At 59.5% G+C, this 19,837-nt stretch carries 18 protein-coding genes; 6 read left to right on the top strand and 12 right to left on the bottom strand.

Going from position 1 to position 19,837, the window contains the following annotated elements; genetic code table 11:
- Positions 1–14: 14 nt before the first annotated feature.
- The 3 genes from AADA15_RS00960 to gluQRS all read left to right on the top strand — a co-directional run bounded on the left by AADA15_RS00960 (position 15) and on the right by gluQRS (position 3,355).
- Positions 15–803 (top strand): enoyl-CoA hydratase, encoded by a 789-nt coding sequence (locus tag AADA15_RS00960; protein WP_341639671.1) that lies wholly within the window; start codon positions 15–17, stop codon positions 801–803.
- 348 nt (positions 804–1,151) lie between these two features.
- Positions 1,152–2,495, top strand: coding sequence for a methylenetetrahydrofolate--tRNA-(uracil(54)-C(5))-methyltransferase (FADH(2)-oxidizing) TrmFO (trmFO, locus tag AADA15_RS00965; RefSeq protein ID WP_341639672.1), 1,344 nt, complete (start codon positions 1,152–1,154; stop codon positions 2,493–2,495).
- 17 nt (positions 2,496–2,512) lie between these two features.
- The gene (gluQRS, locus tag AADA15_RS00970) at positions 2,513–3,355 is read left to right on the top strand and encodes a tRNA glutamyl-Q(34) synthetase GluQRS (protein ID WP_341639673.1); all 843 of its coding nucleotides are present in this window, start codon (positions 2,513–2,515) and stop codon (positions 3,353–3,355) included.
- A 6-nt stretch (positions 3,356–3,361) separates the two neighbouring features.
- On the opposite strand, the gene hisI is transcribed toward gluQRS, so the two are convergent.
- Positions 3,362–3,754 (bottom strand): phosphoribosyl-AMP cyclohydrolase, encoded by a 393-nt coding sequence (gene hisI, locus AADA15_RS00975; protein ID WP_341639674.1) that lies wholly within the window; start codon positions 3,752–3,754, stop codon positions 3,362–3,364.
- Positions 3,755–3,812: 58 nt separating this feature from the next.
- On the opposite strand from hisI, the gene AADA15_RS00980 reads away from it, so the two are divergent.
- Both AADA15_RS00980 and AADA15_RS00985 read left to right on the top strand, forming a co-directional pair.
- Positions 3,813–4,265 carry an iron-sulfur cluster assembly scaffold protein gene (locus AADA15_RS00980; RefSeq protein ID WP_341639675.1) on the top strand — a complete coding sequence of 151 codons (453 nt, stop codon included), beginning with the start codon at positions 3,813–3,815 and terminating at the stop codon, positions 4,263–4,265.
- Positions 4,266–4,379: 114 nt separating this feature from the next.
- Positions 4,380–5,738 (top strand): methyl-accepting chemotaxis protein, encoded by a 1,359-nt coding sequence (locus AADA15_RS00985; RefSeq protein ID WP_341639676.1) that lies wholly within the window; start codon positions 4,380–4,382, stop codon positions 5,736–5,738.
- A 209-nt stretch (positions 5,739–5,947) separates the two neighbouring features.
- Here AADA15_RS00985 and AADA15_RS00990 read toward each other — a convergent pair whose 3' ends face one another.
- From AADA15_RS00990 to sciP, 5 genes are all read right to left on the bottom strand, one after another.
- The gene (locus AADA15_RS00990; protein ID WP_341639677.1) at positions 5,948–6,070 is read right to left on the bottom strand and encodes a hypothetical protein; all 123 of its coding nucleotides are present in this window, start codon (positions 6,068–6,070) and stop codon (positions 5,948–5,950) included.
- A 147-nt stretch (positions 6,071–6,217) separates the two neighbouring features.
- Positions 6,218–8,308 carry an ATP-dependent DNA helicase RecG gene (recG, locus tag AADA15_RS00995; protein WP_341639678.1) on the bottom strand — a complete coding sequence of 697 codons (2,091 nt, stop codon included), beginning with the start codon at positions 8,306–8,308 and terminating at the stop codon, positions 6,218–6,220.
- A complete protein-coding gene (gene ligA / locus AADA15_RS01000; RefSeq protein WP_437343158.1) occupies positions 8,305–10,605 on the bottom strand; it encodes an NAD-dependent DNA ligase LigA in 2,301 nt (766 codons plus the stop codon). The genes recG and ligA overlap by 4 nt, the downstream gene beginning before the upstream one ends.
- 156 nt (positions 10,606–10,761) lie before the next feature.
- Positions 10,762–11,487, bottom strand: coding sequence for a response regulator transcription factor CtrA (ctrA, locus tag AADA15_RS01005; RefSeq protein WP_341639680.1), 726 nt, complete (start codon positions 11,485–11,487; stop codon positions 10,762–10,764).
- Positions 11,488–11,661: 174 nt separating this feature from the next.
- The gene (gene sciP / locus AADA15_RS01010) at positions 11,662–11,940 is read right to left on the bottom strand and encodes a CtrA inhibitor SciP (protein WP_341639681.1); all 279 of its coding nucleotides are present in this window, start codon (positions 11,938–11,940) and stop codon (positions 11,662–11,664) included.
- Positions 11,941–12,087: 147 nt separating this feature from the next.
- Between sciP and mnmA the strand changes: the two genes are divergently transcribed.
- On the top strand, positions 12,088–13,233 hold the full coding sequence (gene mnmA, locus AADA15_RS01015; protein WP_341639682.1) for a tRNA 2-thiouridine(34) synthase MnmA: 1,146 nt from the start codon (positions 12,088–12,090) through the stop codon (positions 13,231–13,233).
- Here the strand turns inward: mnmA and lpxB are convergent.
- The 6 genes from lpxB to bamA form a co-directional block, all read right to left on the bottom strand.
- A complete protein-coding gene (lpxB, locus tag AADA15_RS01020) occupies positions 13,227–14,387 on the bottom strand; it encodes a lipid-A-disaccharide synthase (protein ID WP_341639683.1) in 1,161 nt (386 codons plus the stop codon). The two genes, mnmA and lpxB, sit on opposite strands and share 7 nt — an antisense overlap.
- On the bottom strand, positions 14,384–15,175 hold the full coding sequence (locus AADA15_RS01025; protein ID WP_341639684.1) for an LpxI family protein: 792 nt from the start codon (positions 15,173–15,175) through the stop codon (positions 14,384–14,386). Before AADA15_RS01025 ends, lpxB begins: the two co-directional genes overlap by 4 nt.
- A gap of 3 nt (positions 15,176–15,178) precedes the next feature.
- Positions 15,179–15,964 carry an acyl-ACP--UDP-N-acetylglucosamine O-acyltransferase gene (lpxA, locus tag AADA15_RS01030; RefSeq protein ID WP_341639685.1) on the bottom strand — a complete coding sequence of 262 codons (786 nt, stop codon included), beginning with the start codon at positions 15,962–15,964 and terminating at the stop codon, positions 15,179–15,181.
- A 5-nt stretch (positions 15,965–15,969) separates the two neighbouring features.
- Positions 15,970–16,434: a 3-hydroxyacyl-ACP dehydratase FabZ gene (gene fabZ, locus AADA15_RS01035; RefSeq protein WP_341639686.1), complete on the bottom strand. Its 465-nt coding sequence runs from the start codon at positions 16,432–16,434 to the stop codon at positions 15,970–15,972.
- 89 nt (positions 16,435–16,523) lie between these two features.
- Positions 16,524–17,159, bottom strand: a complete 636-nt coding sequence (locus tag AADA15_RS01040) for an OmpH/Skp family outer membrane protein (protein WP_341639687.1) — start codon at positions 17,157–17,159, stop codon at positions 16,524–16,526.
- A gap of 77 nt (positions 17,160–17,236) precedes the next feature.
- Positions 17,237–19,648 (bottom strand): outer membrane protein assembly factor BamA, encoded by a 2,412-nt coding sequence (gene bamA / locus AADA15_RS01045; RefSeq protein WP_341639688.1) that lies wholly within the window; start codon positions 19,646–19,648, stop codon positions 17,237–17,239.
- Positions 19,649–19,837 lie beyond the last annotated feature (189 nt).

The following is a 19,837-nucleotide window of genomic DNA, read 5'->3' on the forward strand; positions in this document are numbered from 1 at the left end:
GTCAGGAGGACAAGATGACAATTCTGGAACGTCGCGACGCGGATGGCGTTGCCCATCTTATAATGAACGCACCCGAGCGGCTGAATGCGCTCTCGGATGAGATGCTGGCAGCGCTGCAGGAACAGATCGATGCCCTGCAGGGGGACAGCGCCATCAAGGCGGTGGTGATCTCTGGTGCGGGCAAGGCTTTCTGCGCGGGCCATGATATCCGACAGATGACCGCAGGCCGCGAGGCTGCGGACGGTGGAAAGGCCTATTTCCAGGATCTGTTTGCACGCTGCACCTCGGTCATGCTGGGGTTGCAACGCCTGCCCCAGCCGGTGATTGCGCAGGTACACGGGATTGCAACGGCTGCGGGTTGCCAGCTGGTGGCGTCCTGCGATCTGGCCGTGGCGGCGGATGACACGCGCTTTGGCGTCAATGGCGTCAACATCGGATTGTTCTGCTCGACCCCCATGGTGGCGCTGTCGCGAAACATCCCGCGCAAACATGCGTTTGAACTGCTGACCACCGGTGAATTCATGTCCGCCACGCGCGCTGCCGATCTGGGCCTGATCAACCGGGCCGTTCCGGCCGACACGCTTGAGGCTGAAACCCGGAAACTGGCAACAACCATCGCCGCCAAGCTGGGCTCCGCCGTCAAGATCGGCAAGGAAGCCTATTACCGGCAGTTGGAAATGCCCCTCGAGGAAGCCTACGCCTATACCAGCGGGGTGATCGTGGAGAATCTGATGCACCGCGATACAATCGAAGGGCTGGCGGCGTTTATCGAAAAGCGCCCACCGAACTGGGAAAAGAGCTGAATTTTCCGAAAATTTATGACAAGTTCAGCCTTTGTTTACAATTGACCGGGTATTGTTTCCATATCCGGTCTTTCAAAAAAGGCAGGATCATGGCAAAGATTGGGCACCGGTCACAGACCGGTCACAATTTTGGGTCGCTGCGTCGGAAGGTCCCTCCGATCCGGGTCTCTCTCCCCGGCTGACATACCCGCCGCAGCGACCCCAAAATCCCCCCCCAAAAAAAACCTCCACCTACCTCGCACCAGGTGCACAGGCCGATACTTGGATTCATGGACGCTCGTTCATCGAATACGGTCGACCGCGCCTGTCGTATTGCGCAAGGGCCGAAGCTGCCCTATGTGGCACGTCATGACACAGGAATTGCATATCGTGGGCGGCGGCATGGCCGGGTCCGAAGCCGCCTGGCAGGCGGCCAACATGGGCGTGAAGGTGGTGCTGCATGAAATGCGCCCCAAGGTGGAGACCTTTGCCCATCAGACCGGCAACCTTGGGGAAATGGTCTGCTCCAACTCCTTCCGCTCGGATGATGATGAGCAGAACGCCGTGGGCCTGTTGCATTGGGAAATGCGCGCGGCAGGCGGATTGATCATGACGACCGCCGATGCCCACCGCCTGCCTGCGGGCGGTGCCCTGGCCGTGGACCGCGACCCCTTTGCCGAAACCATTACGGCCAAGTTGAAGTCTCATCCGAATGTGACTGTTTCCTATGAAGAAATCACGGCGCTACCCACAGATGGGCACTGGATTTTTGCCACCGGCCCGCTGACCTCTGCGGCATTGGGCCAGGCCATTCAGGCAGAAACCGGGGCTGAGGCGCTGGCGTTCTTTGATGCCATAGCGCCCATCGTCTATGCCGAAAGCATCGACATGTCCAAGGCCTGGATGCAGTCGCGCTATGACAAGGGCGAGACCGAGGAAGAGCGCACCGCCTACCTCAACTGCCCGATGGACAAGGACCAGTACGAGGCCTTCATCGATGCCCTTCTGGCCGCCGACAAGACCGAGTTCCACGAAGGCGAGACTGCCGGATACTTCGACGGCTGCCTGCCGATCGAGGTGATGGCCGAACGCGGCCGCGAAACCCTACGCCATGGGCCGATGAAGCCCGTAGGCCTGACCAACCCGCACCAGCCCGATGTGAAGGCCCATGCGGTGGTGCAGTTGCGGCGGGACAATGCGCTGGGGACGCTGTTCAATATCGTCGGCTTCCAGACCAAGATGAAATATGGCGCCCAGACCGAGGTGTTCCGGATGATTCCGGGGCTGGAGAATGCCAGCTTTGCCCGCTTGGGCGGTATTCACCGCAACACCTTCCTGAACTCCCCCACGCTGCTCGACAGCCAGATGCGGCTGAAGTCCAAACCCCATATCCGCTTTGCCGGGCAGGTCACCGGTGTTGAAGGATATGTGGAGAGTGCTGCGATGGGTCTGCTGGCAGGCCGTATGGCCGCGGCCGAGATCCTGGGCCAGGACCTGAGTGAAGTACCGCAGGACAGCGCCATGGGCGCGCTGATCCACCACATCACCGGCGGCGCCGAGGCAAAGACCTTTCAGCCGATGAACGTGAACTTTGGCCTGTTCCGCCCGGTTGATGGCCTGAAAGGCGGTCGCCGGGGCCGCAAGGACCGCTACAAGGCCTATACCGACCGGGCCAAAGAGGCCTGGACGAACTGGCTCCAGCAGTTTTCCTGAACACTGGGGGGGGCGCAATGACATTTCGCACCCGATTTGCACCCTCTCCCACCGGCCCGCTGCACCTGGGCCATGCCTACTCTGCCATTGTGGCCCATGACATGGCCCGCGCCGCTGGCGGAGAGTTCCTGCTGCGCATGGAGGACACGGACCTGCAGCGCTCCAAACCGGAATGGGACGCGGCTGTGATCGAGGATCTAACCTGGCTTGGCCTCAGCTGGGATGGCCCCATCCTGCGCCAGTCCGAGCAGCTGGAAAGCTACAGCACTTACCTCGAAGCCTTTGAACAGATGGGGCTTTTGTATCCCTGCTCCTGTAGCAGAGCCGACATACGCGCAGCCCTTTCCGCGCCGCAAGAAGGTGTGTCTCACGATGTCTATCCCGGCACCTGCAAAAGCCGCACGATGGCCACCCGCAAGCCGGGCGACGCCCTGAGGCTCCATCTTGACCGCGCTCTTGCGCGGCTCGAAGGCCAGAGTGTCGTATTTGAGGAAACCGGTGAGGCCCACAGGGGCACGCATCATCTGGATCCAGAGCCCACCCTGCGCGACATCGGCGATGTGGTTCTCTGCCGCAAGGGCGAAGAGATCATCGCCTATTTCCTGGCCTCTGCGCTGGACGATGCGCATCAGGGCATCACCCATGTGGTAAGGGGTGAAGATCTTTTTGACTTCACGCAAATCCAGGTACTGCTTCTGACCCTTCTGGAACTGCCCATCCCAATCTACCACCATCACCGGCTGATCCGGGATGAGACGGGCAAACGGCTGGCCAAACGCGACGATGCCCGCGCGATCTCGAAATACCGGGCTGAAGGGGCAAGCCCGCAGGACATCCGCCGCATGGTCGGACTGGCCTGAAACGCCTCAGACCATGGGCTTCATAAGCTCGACTTCTTCCCCGTCCCGCACCGCGGTATAGAAACAGCTGCGCCGGTTGGTGTGGCAGGCCGGCCCGGTCTGGCGCACCACGGCCAACAGACAATCGCGATCACAGTCCAGTCTGAGATCGACCAGTTCCTGCACATGGCCAGAGCTTTCGCCCTTGATCCAGAAGGACTGACGCGAGCGCGACCAATAGGTAACCTTTCCTGTCTCAAGCGTCAGGGCCACGCTTTGTGCGTTCATCCAGGCCATCATCAGCACCTCGCCGCTGTCGTGGTCCTGCGCGATGCAGGGGATCAGACCATTGGCATCATAGCGCAGGCTTTGCGGATCAAAGGATGGAGTGCTAGCGGACATGGCAAAAACCTTTTGCATCTGAGGCGTTGCTGCCTATGTATTGGGAAGTCACCAAAAGGGAAACCCCGAGGCCGTCATGTCCAGTGAAACCGATCTGATCAAGCTCTATTCGTCGCGTATCCTGGCGCTTGCGGCGGATATTCCTTATCTGGAGCGGCTGGAAAACCCGGATGCCACTGTCAAGAAACGGTCCCCCTTGTGCGGCTCCACCGTCACGGTGGATGTGAACATCGAGAATGGCAAGATCACGGATTTCGGCCAGGACGTGAAAGCCTGCGCATTGGGACAGGCCGCCGCTGCTGTGGTGGGTGAGAACATCATCGGATGCTCATTGGACGAGGTGCAAACCGCGCGCGATCAGCTTAAGGCGATGCTCACCGAAGGAGCGGCACCCCCCGATGCTCCTTTTCAAGATTTGGAAGTTCTGCTGCCCGCGCGGGAGTTCAAGAACCGTCATGCCTCAATCATGCTAGCGCTTGAGGCAACGCTTGAGGCCATGAAGCTTAATTCGAAGGAAAACTGCGCTTAACGCAAAATTCACCGTATATGCGGTATCCGTTTACGATCTTGAGTAGGCGGAGCCCGAATGCAGAAGTTGAATAGTGCGCCTCAGTCATCCGCACCCCGTGGCGGTGGAGCGGACATGAACGAGTTGGCAGAGATCTCCTCCCAACTTGGCTTTGAAATCGTCGACATCGCAGGATTTCTTGACGCAATCGAATGCAAATCCCAAACGCAGCTGGACGATCTGAAACAGCTTGATCGCGGCGCAGAGCGGGTCGTCAAGGCAAACGCCCAGGTGATGCAAACCGTGGATGCGGTGACGAAATCCGCGCAACAGACCCTCGCATCCGTCCAGAGCTCGGTCACCCTGGTCCGCGAAAGCAGCACACACGGACAAGAAGTCGCCGAATGGGTGCAGGAGCTCAACAACCGCACCGAGGCTGTCGCCGAAACCGTTGATTCAATGCGCAAGGACAACGAAAAGATCACCGCCATCGCCGCCCAGGTCAACATCCTGGCGATCAACGCCAAGATTGAAGCGGGGCGCGCAGGGGATGCGGGGCGCGGCTTTGCCGTTGTTGCCGAAGCGATCAACGATCTGTCCAAACGCACCACCGTTGCGGCCAGCGAAATCAGCAGAAACATCGAAACGCTCTATGCCTGGATCAAGAATCTTGACCAGGAGACCGAGACGATATCGCAATCCGCCGGCCGCATCCTGGATCAGGCGCGGGATGCCGACGCCTCTTTGCTTGGAATCGAAAAAGACACCCAGCACGTCAGCACCGGCACGGACCGCATTCTGAGTGATGCAACCACCGTTCGCGATGCCATGGAGGCCTGTTTTCCAAACATCAACCGGATCAAGAGCTCGGTACAGGAAACCACAACCGGCATTCACAAGGCCCATGAACGTGTCGAAAAGCTTGTTGTTTCATCCGAACGCCTCGTGCAGGGGACCATCGCCCTCGGCGGGCAATCCGCGGACAAGAGATTCATATCCTTTGTGACGGATATGGCCGGAAACATTGGCCGGTTGTTCGAAAAAGGGCTGGAAAGCGGAAAGATCTCCGAGGCCGCGCTTTTTGACCGGACATATGTGCCGATCCCGAACACCAATCCTCAGCAGGTCATGACAGGGTTCACCAAATTCACCGACAGCGTTCTGCCGCCGCTCTTGGAGAGCGCGCTGGACCTGGATTCAAGGGTTGTCTTCTCAGCCGCCGTCGACGTGAATGGATACCTGCCTACCCACAACAGGAAGTTCTCCCACCCGCAAGGCCCCGATCCTGACTGGAACATGGCCAACTGCCGGAATCGCAGGATTTTTGACGACCGCGTCGGCCTCAAGGCCGGGCGCAACACCGGCCCCTTCCTGATGCAGGTCTATCGCCGGGACATGGGAGGTGGCAAGTTTGTCATGATGAAGGACCTTTCGGCACCGATCACCGTGAACGGACGTCACTGGGGTGGTTTGCGCATGGCCTTTACCAGCTGAAACCGGCGTCGATCACCTAAAAAAAAAGCCGCCGCACATCCGGGCAGATGGCGGCGGCAGCAGAAGCTCTTCATGCGGGACGTGACGCGCTTTCCGGCAATCGGGATGCGCCGGAAGGGATCTCGGTACAGGCAGGTGCTCCCCTCATCAATTCGGGACAGGATGCAAGTGCAGTCACCATAAAGAGCCAAGGCAGGGAATTTCGCGGGTCAGAGAAGCCCCGGAAGATGCAAGGCCGCCACCAGCATCACCATCAATGCGCCAGCGCCGATGGCATCTTGCAGAAGGGTGGATTGGGCATTTTGCAGCGTCGATTTAAGCTGTTCGATCATCTGTCGTCCTCCAGGTCAGTTCTTTGCGCGTTCGGCACGCCTTTGTTGCCCCTTTGTTCTCATGAACGCCGAGTCGAGTAAAGAACTTTTTGAGAACATTTGCGAACTTAACGGAACACCACAGTCCAGAGACGTCAAACAAAACCGCTAACCAACTGAAATCAAGCGAAATGCCTGATCCTGTTTCATCAGCCAGAGGAGAACACGGGCCGCCTGACCACGTGGACTGCTCAGGCCCGGATCTTGTGAGAGAAGCGCCCGTGCATCGGTTTGCGCCACCGCCATCAGCGCAGCCTGCCGTTCCAGATCCGCGATTCTGAACCGGGGAAGACCGGACTGTGCCGTGCCAATCATATCCCCGGCCCCGCGCATTTGCAGATCGGTCTCGGCTATGCGGAAGCCATCCTCAGATTCCCGCAAGACTTCGAGTCGACGCCGTCCCCCGTCACTGAGCGGGGGCTGATACATCAACAGACAGGTTGACTGGGCGCTCCCGCGCCCAACACGCCCGCGAAGCTGATGAAGCTGGGCAAGGCCAAAGATCTCGGCGCGTTCGATCACCATGATCGTCGCATTGGGCACGTTGACGCCCACCTCGATGACAGTGGTGGCCACCAGAACCTTGGTCCGGCCATCCTGAAAGGCGGTCATCGCCGCATCCTTCTCGGCTGGCGGCATCTGCCCATGCACAAGACCAACAACCTCATCGCCCAGGATCGCGCGCAGGCGTTTGAACCGTTCTTCGGCCGCTGTCAGGTCCATGACTTCGGACTCACCCACCAAAGGGCAGACCCAATAGCACTGACGCCCGTCGTCAATGGCCTGCTGCAGGTGGCTCACGACCTCGTTAATGCGTTCGGTACTGATCACCGCCGTCTTGACGGGCTTACGGCCCGGCGGCTTTTCATCCAGGATCGAAACATCCATGTCGCCATACTGGGCCAGCGCCAGCGACCGGGGGATGGGGGTGGCCGTCATCACAAGAACATCGGCCCCGATCCCCTTTTCCGCCAGTTCCATACGCTGACGAACGCCAAAGCGGTGCTGCTCATCTACGATGGCCAGCCGCAGATCTGCAAAATGGACGTCTTTTTGGAACACCGCATGGGTACCGACCAGAATCTGGATATCGCCTTTGGCGAGCGCGGCCAGCTTGGCCTTACGCTCGCTGCCCTTGTCGCGCCCCGTGAGCAGTTCCAGCACGACACCGGCCTCCTCGGCCAGGGGACGCAGACCTTCAAAATGCTGCTGGGCGAGGATACTCGTCGGGGCCATCATCACCCCCTGCCCGCCTGCCTCGACCGCAACCAACAGCGCCATCAGGGCCACAAGGGTTTTGCCCGCCCCAACATCGCCCTGAAGAAGCCGGTTCATCCGCTCGGCCGAGGCCATATCGGCCGAAATTTCTTCAATGGCCCGTTTCTGAGCCCCGGTCGGCCGATAGGGCAGAGCCTCAAGCACGCGGGACTGCAACCGGCCCGTGGCCAGACTTTGGATGCCGCGCGCCTTGCGCTCTGACTGCCGCGCCAGCGCCAAGGTCAGTTGATGCGCAAGAAGCTCGTCATAGGCAAGCCGGGCGCGTGCGGGCGCTTCAGGCGAAAGATCCTCAAGTCCCTTGGGTTCATGAGCCTCCGTGATGGCGCACTGCCATGACGGCCAGGCCTCTCGCTTGATCTGCCCCGGATCGATCCATTCCGGAAGGTCCGGCAGCAGGCTAACTGCCCCGCGCAGCGCCTTGAACATGGTCTTTTGCGTCACGCCATGGGTCAGGTGATAAACCGGCTCGAACTCCGGAATATCTGCGGCTTCTTCCACTGGAAGCATGTGATCAGGATGTACCATCTGGGCGATCCCGTCGAAAAGCTCCAGCTTGCCGGAGACAAGCCGCCGCGCACCTTCCGGGCATTGCGCCATCAGGTACCGGCTGCGTCCATGGAAGAACACCAACTGGAAGTCCGTCTCCGCATCGCTAACCGTGATCCTGTAGGCACCGCCCCGATTGCGCGGCGGCCTGTGGCTTCCGATGGTCACCTCAACCGTGGCCACCGCGGGCAGATCCAGCCCTTTGATGGTGTCGCGGCGCCGACGATCCTGAACGGAATACGGCAGGGAAAACAACAGGTCACGCGGCGTTTCTATCTGGATTTGTTCCAGATGCTGGGCCGTTTTCGGGCCAATTCCCGGCAGGTTGTCCAGCCGGGAAAACAGAGGAAAAAGGATCTCCGGACGCCCGCTCATGACTGATCAATCAGCTCCAGCCAGCCCGCCTCATCCAGCACCTTGATCCCCAGTTCCGCCGCCTTTGTCGCCTTGGAGCCGGCACCGGGGCCCGCAACCAGGATGTCGGTTTTCTTTGACACCGAACCCGACACCTTGGCGCCAAGCGCCTCGGCCCGCGCCTTGGCCTCTGCCCGTGTCATCTTCTCGAGCGTTCCTGTGAAGACAACGGTCTTGCCCGACACCGGGCTTTCCGCCGCCGGAGCATCGGGGGGCACGATGGTGAGATGGGAAACCAAACGATCGATTGCCGCGCGCTCCTCCGGGTTGGCAAGCGCATCAGACAGGGACAGGGCCAGGATCGGACCGATCCCATCGGTTCCAACCAGATCCTCCCAAGCGCCCTGTGCTGCAGCCGATACATCGCAGGATTTGATGGCGGTCGCTCGTGTTTCGGAAATCCGGGCCCTGCGCCCTTCACCTTCGGCTGCGATTCGTTCAGCGTCTTCGGCTTCATCTGCAGCCCGATGCGCCAAGGCTGCAGGGCGCGCGTTATCCAGTGCTGACGCAAGAGCAGCCCACTCCCCATAGTGAAGTGCCAGATCCTTTCCCGCGACCTCTCCGACATGGCGAATACCAAGGGCAAAAATGAACTTGGCAAATGGGATGTTGCGCTTTTCATCAATCGCGTCAAAGAGGTTGGTGGCAGACTTTTCCCCCCATCCTTCGCGGTTCTTGAGCTGCTGCATGCCAGAGCCGAAACGCTCGCGCAGGGTAAAGATGTCGGCAGGCTCCCGGATCCAGCCGTCACCATAGAATTGTTCGACCTGCTTGTTCCCCAGGCCCTCAATATCGAACGCTCCGCGCGATACGAAATGTTTCAGTTTTTCAATGGCCTGCGCCGGGCAGATCAAGCCACCCGAACAGCGGCGCACCGCATCGCCCTCTTCGCGGATCGCGGGAGAACCACACTCCGGGCAGATATGCGGAAAGACAAATGGCGACGCATCCTTGGGGCGTTTGCCGAGGTCCACATCGGCAACCTTTGGGATCACATCGCCCGCGCGATAGATCTGTACCCAGTCGCCTACACGAATGTCCTTGCCGCCACGGATCTCACCGCCTTTGGAATCGCGCCCTGCAATATAGTCTTCGTTGTGAAGCGTCGCGTTGGAGACAACCACACCGCCCACCGTCACGGGGGTGAGCCGCGCTACGGGGCTCAGCGCGCCTGTGCGGCCGACCTGAATGTCGATGGCCTCGAGCCGGGTCCAGGCCAGTTCAGCGGGGAATTTATGCGCGATGGCCCAGCGGGGCGTTGTCGAACGAAAGCCGAGACGCGCTTGCAGTGCCAGATCGTTGACCTTGTAGACCACACCGTCAATATCGTAGCCAAGGGTCGCCCGCTGGGCCTCGATACCCCGATAATGCGTGATCATGTCCTCCACTGAAACGCACAGCTCTGTCAGAGGATTGGTGGAAAACCCAAAGGACCGCAGTCTGTTTATTGCCTCAATCTGCGCTTCCGCCAAAGGAGATGAAAGATCGCCCCAGCTGTAGGCGAAGAACTGCAAAGGTCGCGATCGCGTAATCTCGGGATCCAGTTGCCTCAGAGAGCCGGCGGCAGCGTTTCTTGGATTTGCAAAAACCTTTCCGCCACGCTCCTCTTGTCGCGCGTTCAAAGCAGCGAAGGCATCGTGGCTCATGTAGACTTCACCGCGCACCTCAAGGATATCGGGGGCCCCTGCTATCTGTTGGGGGATATCCGCGATGGTCCGTGCGTTTTCCGTGACGTTCTCCCCGACGCTTCCGTCCCCGCGCGTTGCCGCCTGGACCAGAACTCCATTCTCATAGCGCAATGACAGGGACAGCCCGTCGATCTTTGGCTCTGCCGTAAAGGAAAGCGGGCTGTCCTCGGACAGCCCCAGGTATTTGCGGATACTGCGGACAAAATCTGCAACATCCTCATCCTCAAAGGCATTTCCAAGTGACAGCATAGGAACAGCATGCGTTACCTTCCCAAACCCCGAAGCAGCGGGTGCCCCCACGGAACCCAGCTGCGTTGCCTCTTTCTCCAAATCAGGAAAGGTATCGACCAAGGCGGCGTACCGGCGTTTTGCCGCATCATAATCGGCGTCCGAAATCGTCGGCGCATCTTCCTGATGATAGGCAATATCGGCCGCAGCCAGTTTTTCCTGCAACGCAAGAAACTCTGCCCTGGCATCGGCCAGGGAAAGAGACTTTGGATCACTGTCCTGAGTTTGTGTCACGCGTGTTCCCCATCTGTCTTTTCCTAGGTGATAGGACGGGGAAGCCATGACGTCCAGTCAGGGTAGAGTGGCGCAGGACACCGGACACGAAAAAACCCGCCGGGGCGGGTTTTCGAACCATCTCGCTGCGGTGCCTAGCGGAAGTCGAAGAGAATAAGCTCTCTTCATTCGCCCGCCAGGACCTGTCGTCGATGGTTGGTGAGATCAGGCGCCAACCGCAAGGCGCTGTTCGGTGCCATTGCCCAGCTGGTCATCCTGCGGATCACGCAGAACGTAACCACGGCCCCAGACGGTTTCGATATAATTTTCGCCGCCGGTGGCAGTGCTGAGTTTCTTTCGCAACTTGCAAATGAATACGTCGATGATTTTCAGTTCAGGCTCATCCATGCCGCCATAAAGATGGTTCAGGAACATTTCCTTGGTCAGCGTGGTCCCCTTGCGCAGGCTCAGCAATTCCAGCATCTGGTATTCTTTGCCGGTCAGATGCACCGCCTTGCCGTCTACTTCGACCGTTTTGGCGTCCAGGTTGACCGAGATCTTTCCGGTCTTGATGATGGACTGCGAATGGCCTTTGGAGCGGCGGATGATCGCGTGGATACGCGCCACCAGTTCTTCGCGGTGGAATGGCTTGGTCAGGTAATCATCGGCGCCAAAGCCAAAGCCCTTGATCTTGTTGTCGGTGTCATCCGCGCCAGACAGAATCAGAATGGGTGTTTCGATCCGCGCCATGCGAAGCTGACGCAGCACCTCGTGACCGTTCATGTCAGGAAGGCCCAGATCCAGCAAAATCAGATCGTAGTCATAAAGTTTCGCAAGATCGATGCCCTCTTCACCCAGATCCGTCGTGTAAACGTTCAGGTTCGCGTGGGTCAGCATCAACTCAATGCTTTTTGCAGTGGTAGGATCATCCTCAACAAGAAGAATGCGCATGTTTATTTTCTCCGCCTGTATCCTGTTTCCCTCAGGTCGCGTTAACCTTGCTGGAAAATAGTTAATGGGCCGTTACCATAATCGTTAAATCTCAACTACAAAGCAACCTGGTTCGCTAACACTACCACAAGGTGCGTTCAAAGGGGAGCAGGATCAAAAGGATAGTTCGGCACACTAAGGCTTACGAAACTTCTTCAATTGAGTGGTTTTCAGCGCTTCTTCACCGTGATCCGCCACGGCGGCGATCCAACTGCGGAACTCTTCTTCACTCAGACCATAGGTCCGCAGGGCTTCACTTTGGGGAATCAGGCCGTAAAGGACTCCCCGCACCACGGAGGCCTTGCGCGAGGCCACCCAGCGTTTGGTTGTCTTCGGCGGAAGGTCCGCCCGTGTCATCACCGTGCCATCCGGCAGGGTCACGGCGCGCGGTCCATCAACTTTCTTCAAGAACATCACTTTATCCTTGTGCGGATTTGCGTATTTAGGAGCACAAGCAGATTTGGCCGATTGTCCTTAACGGCACGTGAACCACGCCCTTGAGGATCGTTAGCATTTTCCTATATTCTGCAACGCCTTTGCCTTGATCTGAGGAGTCGCCCCATGGCGCTGGATTCGAATGGACCGCTGAACTCGCTTGGCTTTGCCAAACCACCCTCGGAAACGCGGGTGGTCGTAGCCATGTCGGGCGGCGTCGACAGCTCGGTTGTTGCAGCATATCTTGCCGATCAGGGCTATGACGTGGTTGGCGTGACGCTGCAGCTTTATGACCACGGCGCCGCCCTGGCCAAGAAGGGTGCATGCTGCGCCGGAATCGATATTCATGATGCCCGCCGCGTCGCCGAAGAGCGCGGCTTTCCGCACTATGTCCTCGATTATGAGAACATTTTTAAGGATGCTGTTATCGATGAATTTGCCGACAGCTACCTTGCCGGCGCGACGCCGGTTCCCTGCATTCGCTGCAACGAGAGGGTAAAGTTCAAGGATCTTCTGGAAACCGCCAAGGATCTGGAGGCCGATTGCATGGCCACCGGCCACTACATTCAGCGCAAGATGGGACCAAACGGGCCAGAGCTGCACTGCGCCGAGGATGCAAACCGCGACCAGAGTTATTTCCTTTTCTCAACAACGCCGGAACAGCTCGACTTTCTGCGGTTTCCGCTCGGGCACCTCCCTTCAAAGGATGCGACCCGGGACATGGCAGCCCAATACGGGCTAGCAGTGGCGGACAAGCCCGACAGCCAGGACATCTGCTTTGTGCCCAACGGCGATTACGCAAGCGTGATCGAAAAACTGCGCCCGGGCGCAGCCGATCCAGGCGAGATCGTGAACGCGGATGGCCGTGTTCTGGGACAGCATACCGGCTTGATCCATTACACCATCGGCCAACGGCGCGGTCTTGGCATCGGCGGCCTGAGCGAGCCGCTTTATGTCGTGCGCCTGGATGTCGAAAAGAAACAGGTGGTCGTCGGACCGAAAGAGATGCTCGCCACACGCACGATTCCGGTGCGCGAAATCAACTGGCTGGGCGATGCGCCCTTCACCAGCCAGAAGGAATGGCATGTCTCGGTCAAGGTTCGCTCAACCCGCCCACCGCGCGAGGCGATCATTCGTCCGTTGTCAGAGACCACGGCCGAAGTGGAACTGCTGACGCCAGAGGAAGGTGTCTCGCCCGGTCAGGCCTGCGTTTTTTATGACACAAACAGCACCCGGATTTTTGGCGGCGGCTGGATCTGGCGCGGTTACTGAAGCCGCGCCAATACCGCTCGGGCGGCGCGCAGACCGGGCGCTTCGCCGCCCTCACCCAGTCGCTCCATCGTCAGCGCCATCGCTGCTGCCTGCGCCTCGGGTTTGGCACGTACATCTGACAACGCGCTGGCAATGCGGGACGGGGTGCAATCGGGGCCAAGGCACTCAGGTACGACGCGGGCGTCGCTGACCAGATTGACCAGCGTTACCGTGTCGATCAGCGCCATACGTTTCATGATCTGCCAGGTCAGCCACTGGAACCTGTAGGCAATCACCATCGGCGTGCGCGCTGCCGCCAATTCAAGCGAGACCGTGCCAGAGGCCGCCAGCGCCAGATTCGCAGCCGCAAAGGCCGCCCGTTTGCGCGCTTCGGCCACGGTTGGCTCAATCCCTCTGGGATCGAGCAGCATGGTGCCCGTCGGCCAATCCGCCACCTGTTCGCGCACCAGGTCGGCAACCGGACCCGCGCAAGGGACAAGGATGCGATACTCGGGGTGGGCGCCGACAAAATCCGTCAAGGCCGCGCCAAAAACCGGAGCAAGACGCAACACCTCGGACCTCCGCGATCCCGGCAAGGCAAGAAGCACCGGCGCATCGCCAAGGCCCAGATCTGCCCGCAGCTCCGCAACCTCCTCTGGATTTGCCTGCCGCTCCCCCACCACGGGATGCCCCACAAAATCACACTCCATGCCCGCCGCCTCCATATAGGGCGGCTCGAAGGGGAGCAGGGCCAGCACCTGATCGATGGATTTCGCCATCTTCTGCGCCCGCCCCGGCCGCCAGGCCCAGACCGAAGGCGCCACATAGTGCACTGTTCGGGTGTTGCTTTGCTCTTTGACGAGACGCGCCACGCGCAGCGAGAAATCCGGGCTGTCGATGGTGATCAGCACATCCGGCTGCGTGGCGACGACGGCCTCGGCGGTTTCACGGATGCGGCGTTTCAAATGTCGGTACTTCGGCAGCACCTCGGCCAGCCCCATCACCGAAAGCTCAGCCATTGGAAAACGGGACGAAAGCCCCTGAGCCGTCATCAGCGTACCGCCGATCCCTTCGAACGTAACACCGGGGTCGAGGGTCTTGAGTCCCTCCATCAGCGCAGCGCCCAGCCGATCCCCCGAAGGCTCACCGGCCAGGATAAAGACCCTGAGGCTCATGCCCCGTCCCGCAGCCACAGGAAGAGACCCAGATCATCACAAGCCGCGATTACCGCCTCCTGATCCAATACGATCACTCCGCCCGCCTCAAGCACGATACCGGACAGCCCTGCAGCCGCCGTCTTTTTGACCGTGGAGGGGCCAATCGTCGGCAGGTCGGCCCGGCGGTCCTGACCCAGTTTCGGCGCCTTGACCATCACGCCCCCCTGCCCGTCCGGGCGTCGGATCAGCGTGTCCAGCATCCAATCGGTGCCAAATACCGTTTCAATTGCGATCGCCTGCCTTGCACGCACTGCGCAGGACTGGCCGATGTCGGCCGCGCTCATGGCGGCAACCACCTCGGCGCCGCGCGCCGCATCGGCCTTGTCCAGCTCGCCCGGCTGAACGCGCGTCGGCACCCCCGGCGCCATCAGAAGATCCGGTGCAACCTCATGCGCGGCACGCACGGTGAAACCGGCGGCCTCGATCAATTGCATGACCGCCCGCAGGGCCCCGTCATCCCCCGCAGACAAGGCCCCCTGAAGAACCGGAACCATCGGCAAGGTTGCCGCGTCGATGGCCGAAGGGTCGATCACCGGGCGGGTCACCGCCCCGGCAAGGCAAATCTCTGCGATGCCCGCAGATTTCAGGCGCTCCAGAAAACTGCCGAACTGCTCAAGGCGAAAGGTGATCTCAGCATCCAGTGCATCGGGTTCCGATCCCATCATGGCGCAGACCAATGGCCGCTCTGTCAGACGTTTGCAGATTTCTGCAGGCAAGGCGCCCTGCCCCGCGATCAATGCAATCATGGCTCACCCACCCGGCGTCAGGAAGGAGCGGTCGCTGGCTCCGGTGATAAAGCCGATGATCTCTTCCACATAGGCACTGTCGGTTTCGTCACCCAAACGCCGGGCGCGCTCCTGGAAGGTGCCTTCGCCCTGGGCGAGCATCTGAAAGGCGGCCCGTAGCGCCGTAATGTCAGAGCGCGCAACACCCCGCCGTTTCAGACCGACCAGGTTCAATCCGTCAAGCTCTCCGCGCGGGGCCTGCACCAGCCCATAGGGGATCACATCATTAGTGACCATGGTGACGGCCCCGATGATGGCACCGCGGCCAATCCGAACCCATTGGTGAATTCCGGAAAGGCCACCTATGATGACATCATCCTCCAGCACGCAATGCCCCGCCACAGCGGCCGAGTTCACGACAATCACGCGGTCCCCCACCTGGGCGTCATGGGCAATGTGGCAGCCGGCCATGAACAGACCATCATCCCCGATCCGGGTGACCCCGCCCCCGCCTTCGGTGCCGGCATTTACGGTCACATGTTCGCGGATGCGGTTACGCTTGCCGATCACCGTCCGACTTTTCTCGCCCTTGAATTTCAGATCCTGGGGGATCTCACCGATCACGGCGAAGGAAAAAACTGTCGTGTCTTCTCCGATCTCGGTATCGCCCGTGACAACCACATGGGATTTCAGCACCACCCGGTCCCCGAGTGTCACCCCGGCTCCGACGACGCAGAACGGGCCAATCTCGCAGCCCTCGCCAATCGTGGCGCCCTCTTCGATCACGGCGGACGGATGGATCAGGCTCATCTGGCTCAGTCCTTTTGAATATCGACCATGGCCGAGAATTCGGCTTCGGCAGCGGTTTCCCCATCAACCGAGGCAACGCCCCTGAACTTGAAGATCTTGCCGCCCTTCTTCCCGCGCAGGGTTTCCACGTTCATCTCCAGCACATCGCCGGGGATCACCTTGCGGCGGAATTTGCACTTGTCGATGTTCATGAAATAGATCAGCAGATCGGTGTCGATCATATCCATGCCGACACCCAGCATCACGCCGGCGGTCTGCGCCATGGCTTCCACAATGGTCACACCCGGCATGATCGGGGTTCCAGGGAAATGCCCCTGGAAATGCGGCTCATTCATCGTGACATTCTTGATGCCGCGGGCCGAAGCATAGCCATCGATATCAACCACTTTGTCCACCAGCAGGAACGGATAGCGGTGCGGCAAGATCCGCTGGATCAGGTGAATATCCGCGCTTTTGAGATCGGCTGTCATGGCGTATGTCCCGTTTGTTATGCGTTGCGCGTCCCTAGCAACCTTGACCGCTCTGGGCAAGCGCGGGGGCATGGCTGTTTCCGACCTTTTCAGGGGTCGGTTGAAGTATCGCTCAAATCCGATCCATCCCCCAAAACCGCATCGATTTTGGCAATTGCGAGTTCCGTCACATCCGCGGCCTCCGCACTCAGAAAGACTGATGCATGGTCCAAAATGGCGCCGGCACCGCTGTCACGGAGAATTCCCTGGAGCACGGGCAATGAAGCCGCGAAAAAATCCCGCCGCGCTGTTTCGCGCATCTGGTTGATTTCTCTAAGTTTCCGGACCTGAGTGCGGCGGGTTTCCTGAACCTTTTCGTCAAAGGCATCCGCCAAGGCACGGAATGCCTCCGGCCCCATCGACGCTCGGCGCTCGGTCAGTTCCAGTTCCTCGGCCCGGAGTTCAGCCTCGACCCGGCGGTTCTCAGCGGTCAGGACAGCCCCTTCGGCTTCCAGTTCCCGCGTGATGCGCTTGCCGAATGCGCTTTCTGAAAACAAGCGCTCAGGTTGAATGGTGAGAACTCCGCTCAGAGGCGTCCCGAGTTGGCCGCCCTGAATGCGGAGCGGCTCGAAGGGAGCGGTCGAGCGCGCCACATCGCCCTGCGCCCCGGCGGGCCCAGGGCCGATGGCAAGAGCCATCATTGCCGCAAGGACAAGGCGTGCAATCGTATCTTTTCCCTGTCTCATCCTGCCCAGGGGCGCCGGTGTGGCACTCCTGGCTCCTTCGTATTGCTCACATGTGAAAACGCAGGTGCCACAGGCAATCAGAACCGCGCTTGCAACGTCAGATCGAAGCTCTGCTCCTGATCGTAGTCTTCTTTCTTGATCGCGTTCGAGAAATTGAAGCGCAAAGGCCCGAAGGCCGTGGTCCACAGGACAGAGAATCCAATGACATGCCGGAAGGATCCGTTGCGTCCCTGAATGTTTCCACCAGCGGCTGCGGTATTCACGTTCTGCAATCCCCAAAGATTACCGACATCATAGAAAAGTCCGCCGCGAAGCCCCAGTTCCTCGGGCAAACCGAGCGGGAATTCCGCATCAAACCGTGCGACCGCGTAAAGGTTGCCCCCAAGGAAATCGCTATAAGAGCCACCTACGCCGCCCGGACGCGGTGACGTGTCCCTAGGCCCAATACCGCCCGGCTCGAAGCCCCGCATGATGCTTGGGTTCAGGACAAAACGATCGATGGAGCGGCTGTTGTCATTGCCCATCCAGTGCAGCGAACCCGTCTCCAGCGTCGCGCGCAGGGTCACCTCTTCGTTCAGGATTTTTCGCTGAGCCACAACTTTCGCAGTGGAGCGCAGGTATTCGCTATCTCCGCCAATGCCGGCATAGTCCGCGTTGACCTGAACCACGAAGCCGCGATTGGGATCGAGCCCGGAAATACGGCTGTCGTACGTATATGTCAGACCGATCGCGCTGGTGGATTTTTCACCCTGAGCGATCTCGCTGCTGACAACCGGTCCAGCAACGGGGTAGGAGACCCCGGAAACCACGCCATCGGCTCGTTTGATCATCTCGCTCTTGGACCACTCGTACCGCACCTGCAAAGAGGTATCTTCACTCAATTTGAAGGTGAGCGCAGGACGGAAGAACGCGCGCGAGGTATCGTATTCGGCAAAGCTGGAATCGGTTTCCGAAATCCCAAGATCCAGGTCGAATGTCAGATCCCGGCCCAGAAGGTGGGGTTCCGTAAAACCAAGAACGTATTCTTCCGATTCCTGAGCTGTTGCGATCGAGAAAGACAAACGCTGACCGCGTCCAAGGAAGTTGTTTTCCGACAGTCCGACGTTCACACCAAAGCCGTCGTTTACCGAATAGGCGCCACCCAGGCTGAGCGAGCCGGTCGGTTTTTCGTCCACATCAACATCGACGATCACCTGATTCTCGGAGCTGCCTTCACGCACTTCGACATCGGACTGAGAAAAGAAACCCAGAGCCCGGATGCGTTCAGCCGCTTCCCGGATCTCGCGCGGGTTGAAAGGATCCCCCTCGACTGTCCGGAACCGTTGGCGGATGACACGGTCAAGTGTTGTCGTGTTCCCCTCGATATCGATCCGCTCCACAAAAATCCGCGGACCGCGGACCAAGGCAAACTCGACGTCCAGCGTCAGATCGCGATCATTGCGTGTAACCCGCGGCTCCACCCGCAGGAAATCCACCCCCTGCCGGACAGCAAGCGTTTCAAGTTTCTCGATGGCCCGTTCCACAAGCAGCGGCGAGTAGACGACGCCCGGCTTGACCTTCAACGCCGAGAAGTAAAGATCGGCATCGGCTTCCGCGATCTCGCTTGTGACCGAGATGTTGCCGAATTTGAACTGCTGCCCTTCGGTCACATCAACAACGAGATAAACCGCATCACGCTCCCGCGTGACTTCGGCGTTGGCGCTGTTGATTTTGAAGTCCACATATCCGCGAGACAGGTAGAAATCCCTCAACACCTGCCGGTCGAACTGGAGGCGATCCTCGATAAGCGTGTCCTTGTTGATGAAGGTCCGCAGCAAACCGGCCTGCTTGGTTTCCAGAACACGGCGGAGCCTGCGATCAGAGTAGGCCTTGTTTCCGACAAAGGAAACGCGTTCCACCTCAATGGTATCGCCTTCGACGATCTCAAAGACCAGATCCACCCGATTGTCGTTCCGGCGGATGATCCGCGGGGTCACGCGCGAAGCAAGGCGGCCCTGCGCCCCGTAGGCAGCCGCGATCGTTTCGGCGTCCCGTTCGGCCTGGGCGGCGCTGAAGACACGTCGGGGGGAAGATTCGATCAGTTCAGCCAGCTTGTCGTCCTTGATGCGACGATTGCCTTCAAAGTTGATCCGGTTGATGGTTGGGAACTCGGTCACCTTGATGACGAGTGTGTTGCCACGTGGAACCAGTTCCACGGTCTCAAACACACCGCTGGCCAGAATACGCTGATAGGCATCGTTCAGTTGCCCGGCGCTGACGGATTTACCGCGTTCCAGCCCCGCATAAGACACGATGGTATCGGTCTGAATGCGCTGATTGCCCTCAACCTGAACAGCATTGAAACGATAGCTTTGAGCGTTGGCGACAACAGGTGTTAATGCAAACCCCATGGTGACCGCCAGAACGGCGGCAGATACGCTTCTATACAAAATATTGGTGCGTTTGATACGCACACCGCAGGATATACCCGCGACTTTCCCCCGAACCATCAGTCATAACCCGATTTTTTAAGCAGCTTTTAATCGTGCGTATCGGGTTTAAAGTCCGTTGTCAAAACCAAGAACGCATTGTCTGGCACGAACATGCTCAAAGATCGAGCGGTCAGCCTGTGCGAACGGTTCTCAGCTATAGACGAAACGCCCCCCCGTCAGAGGGAGGCGATCCATGCGCCGGCACAC

The organism is Phycobacter sedimenti, assembly GCF_038148855.1.
Taxonomy (GTDB): Bacteria; Pseudomonadota; Alphaproteobacteria; order Rhodobacterales; family Rhodobacteraceae; genus Phycobacter; species Phycobacter sedimenti.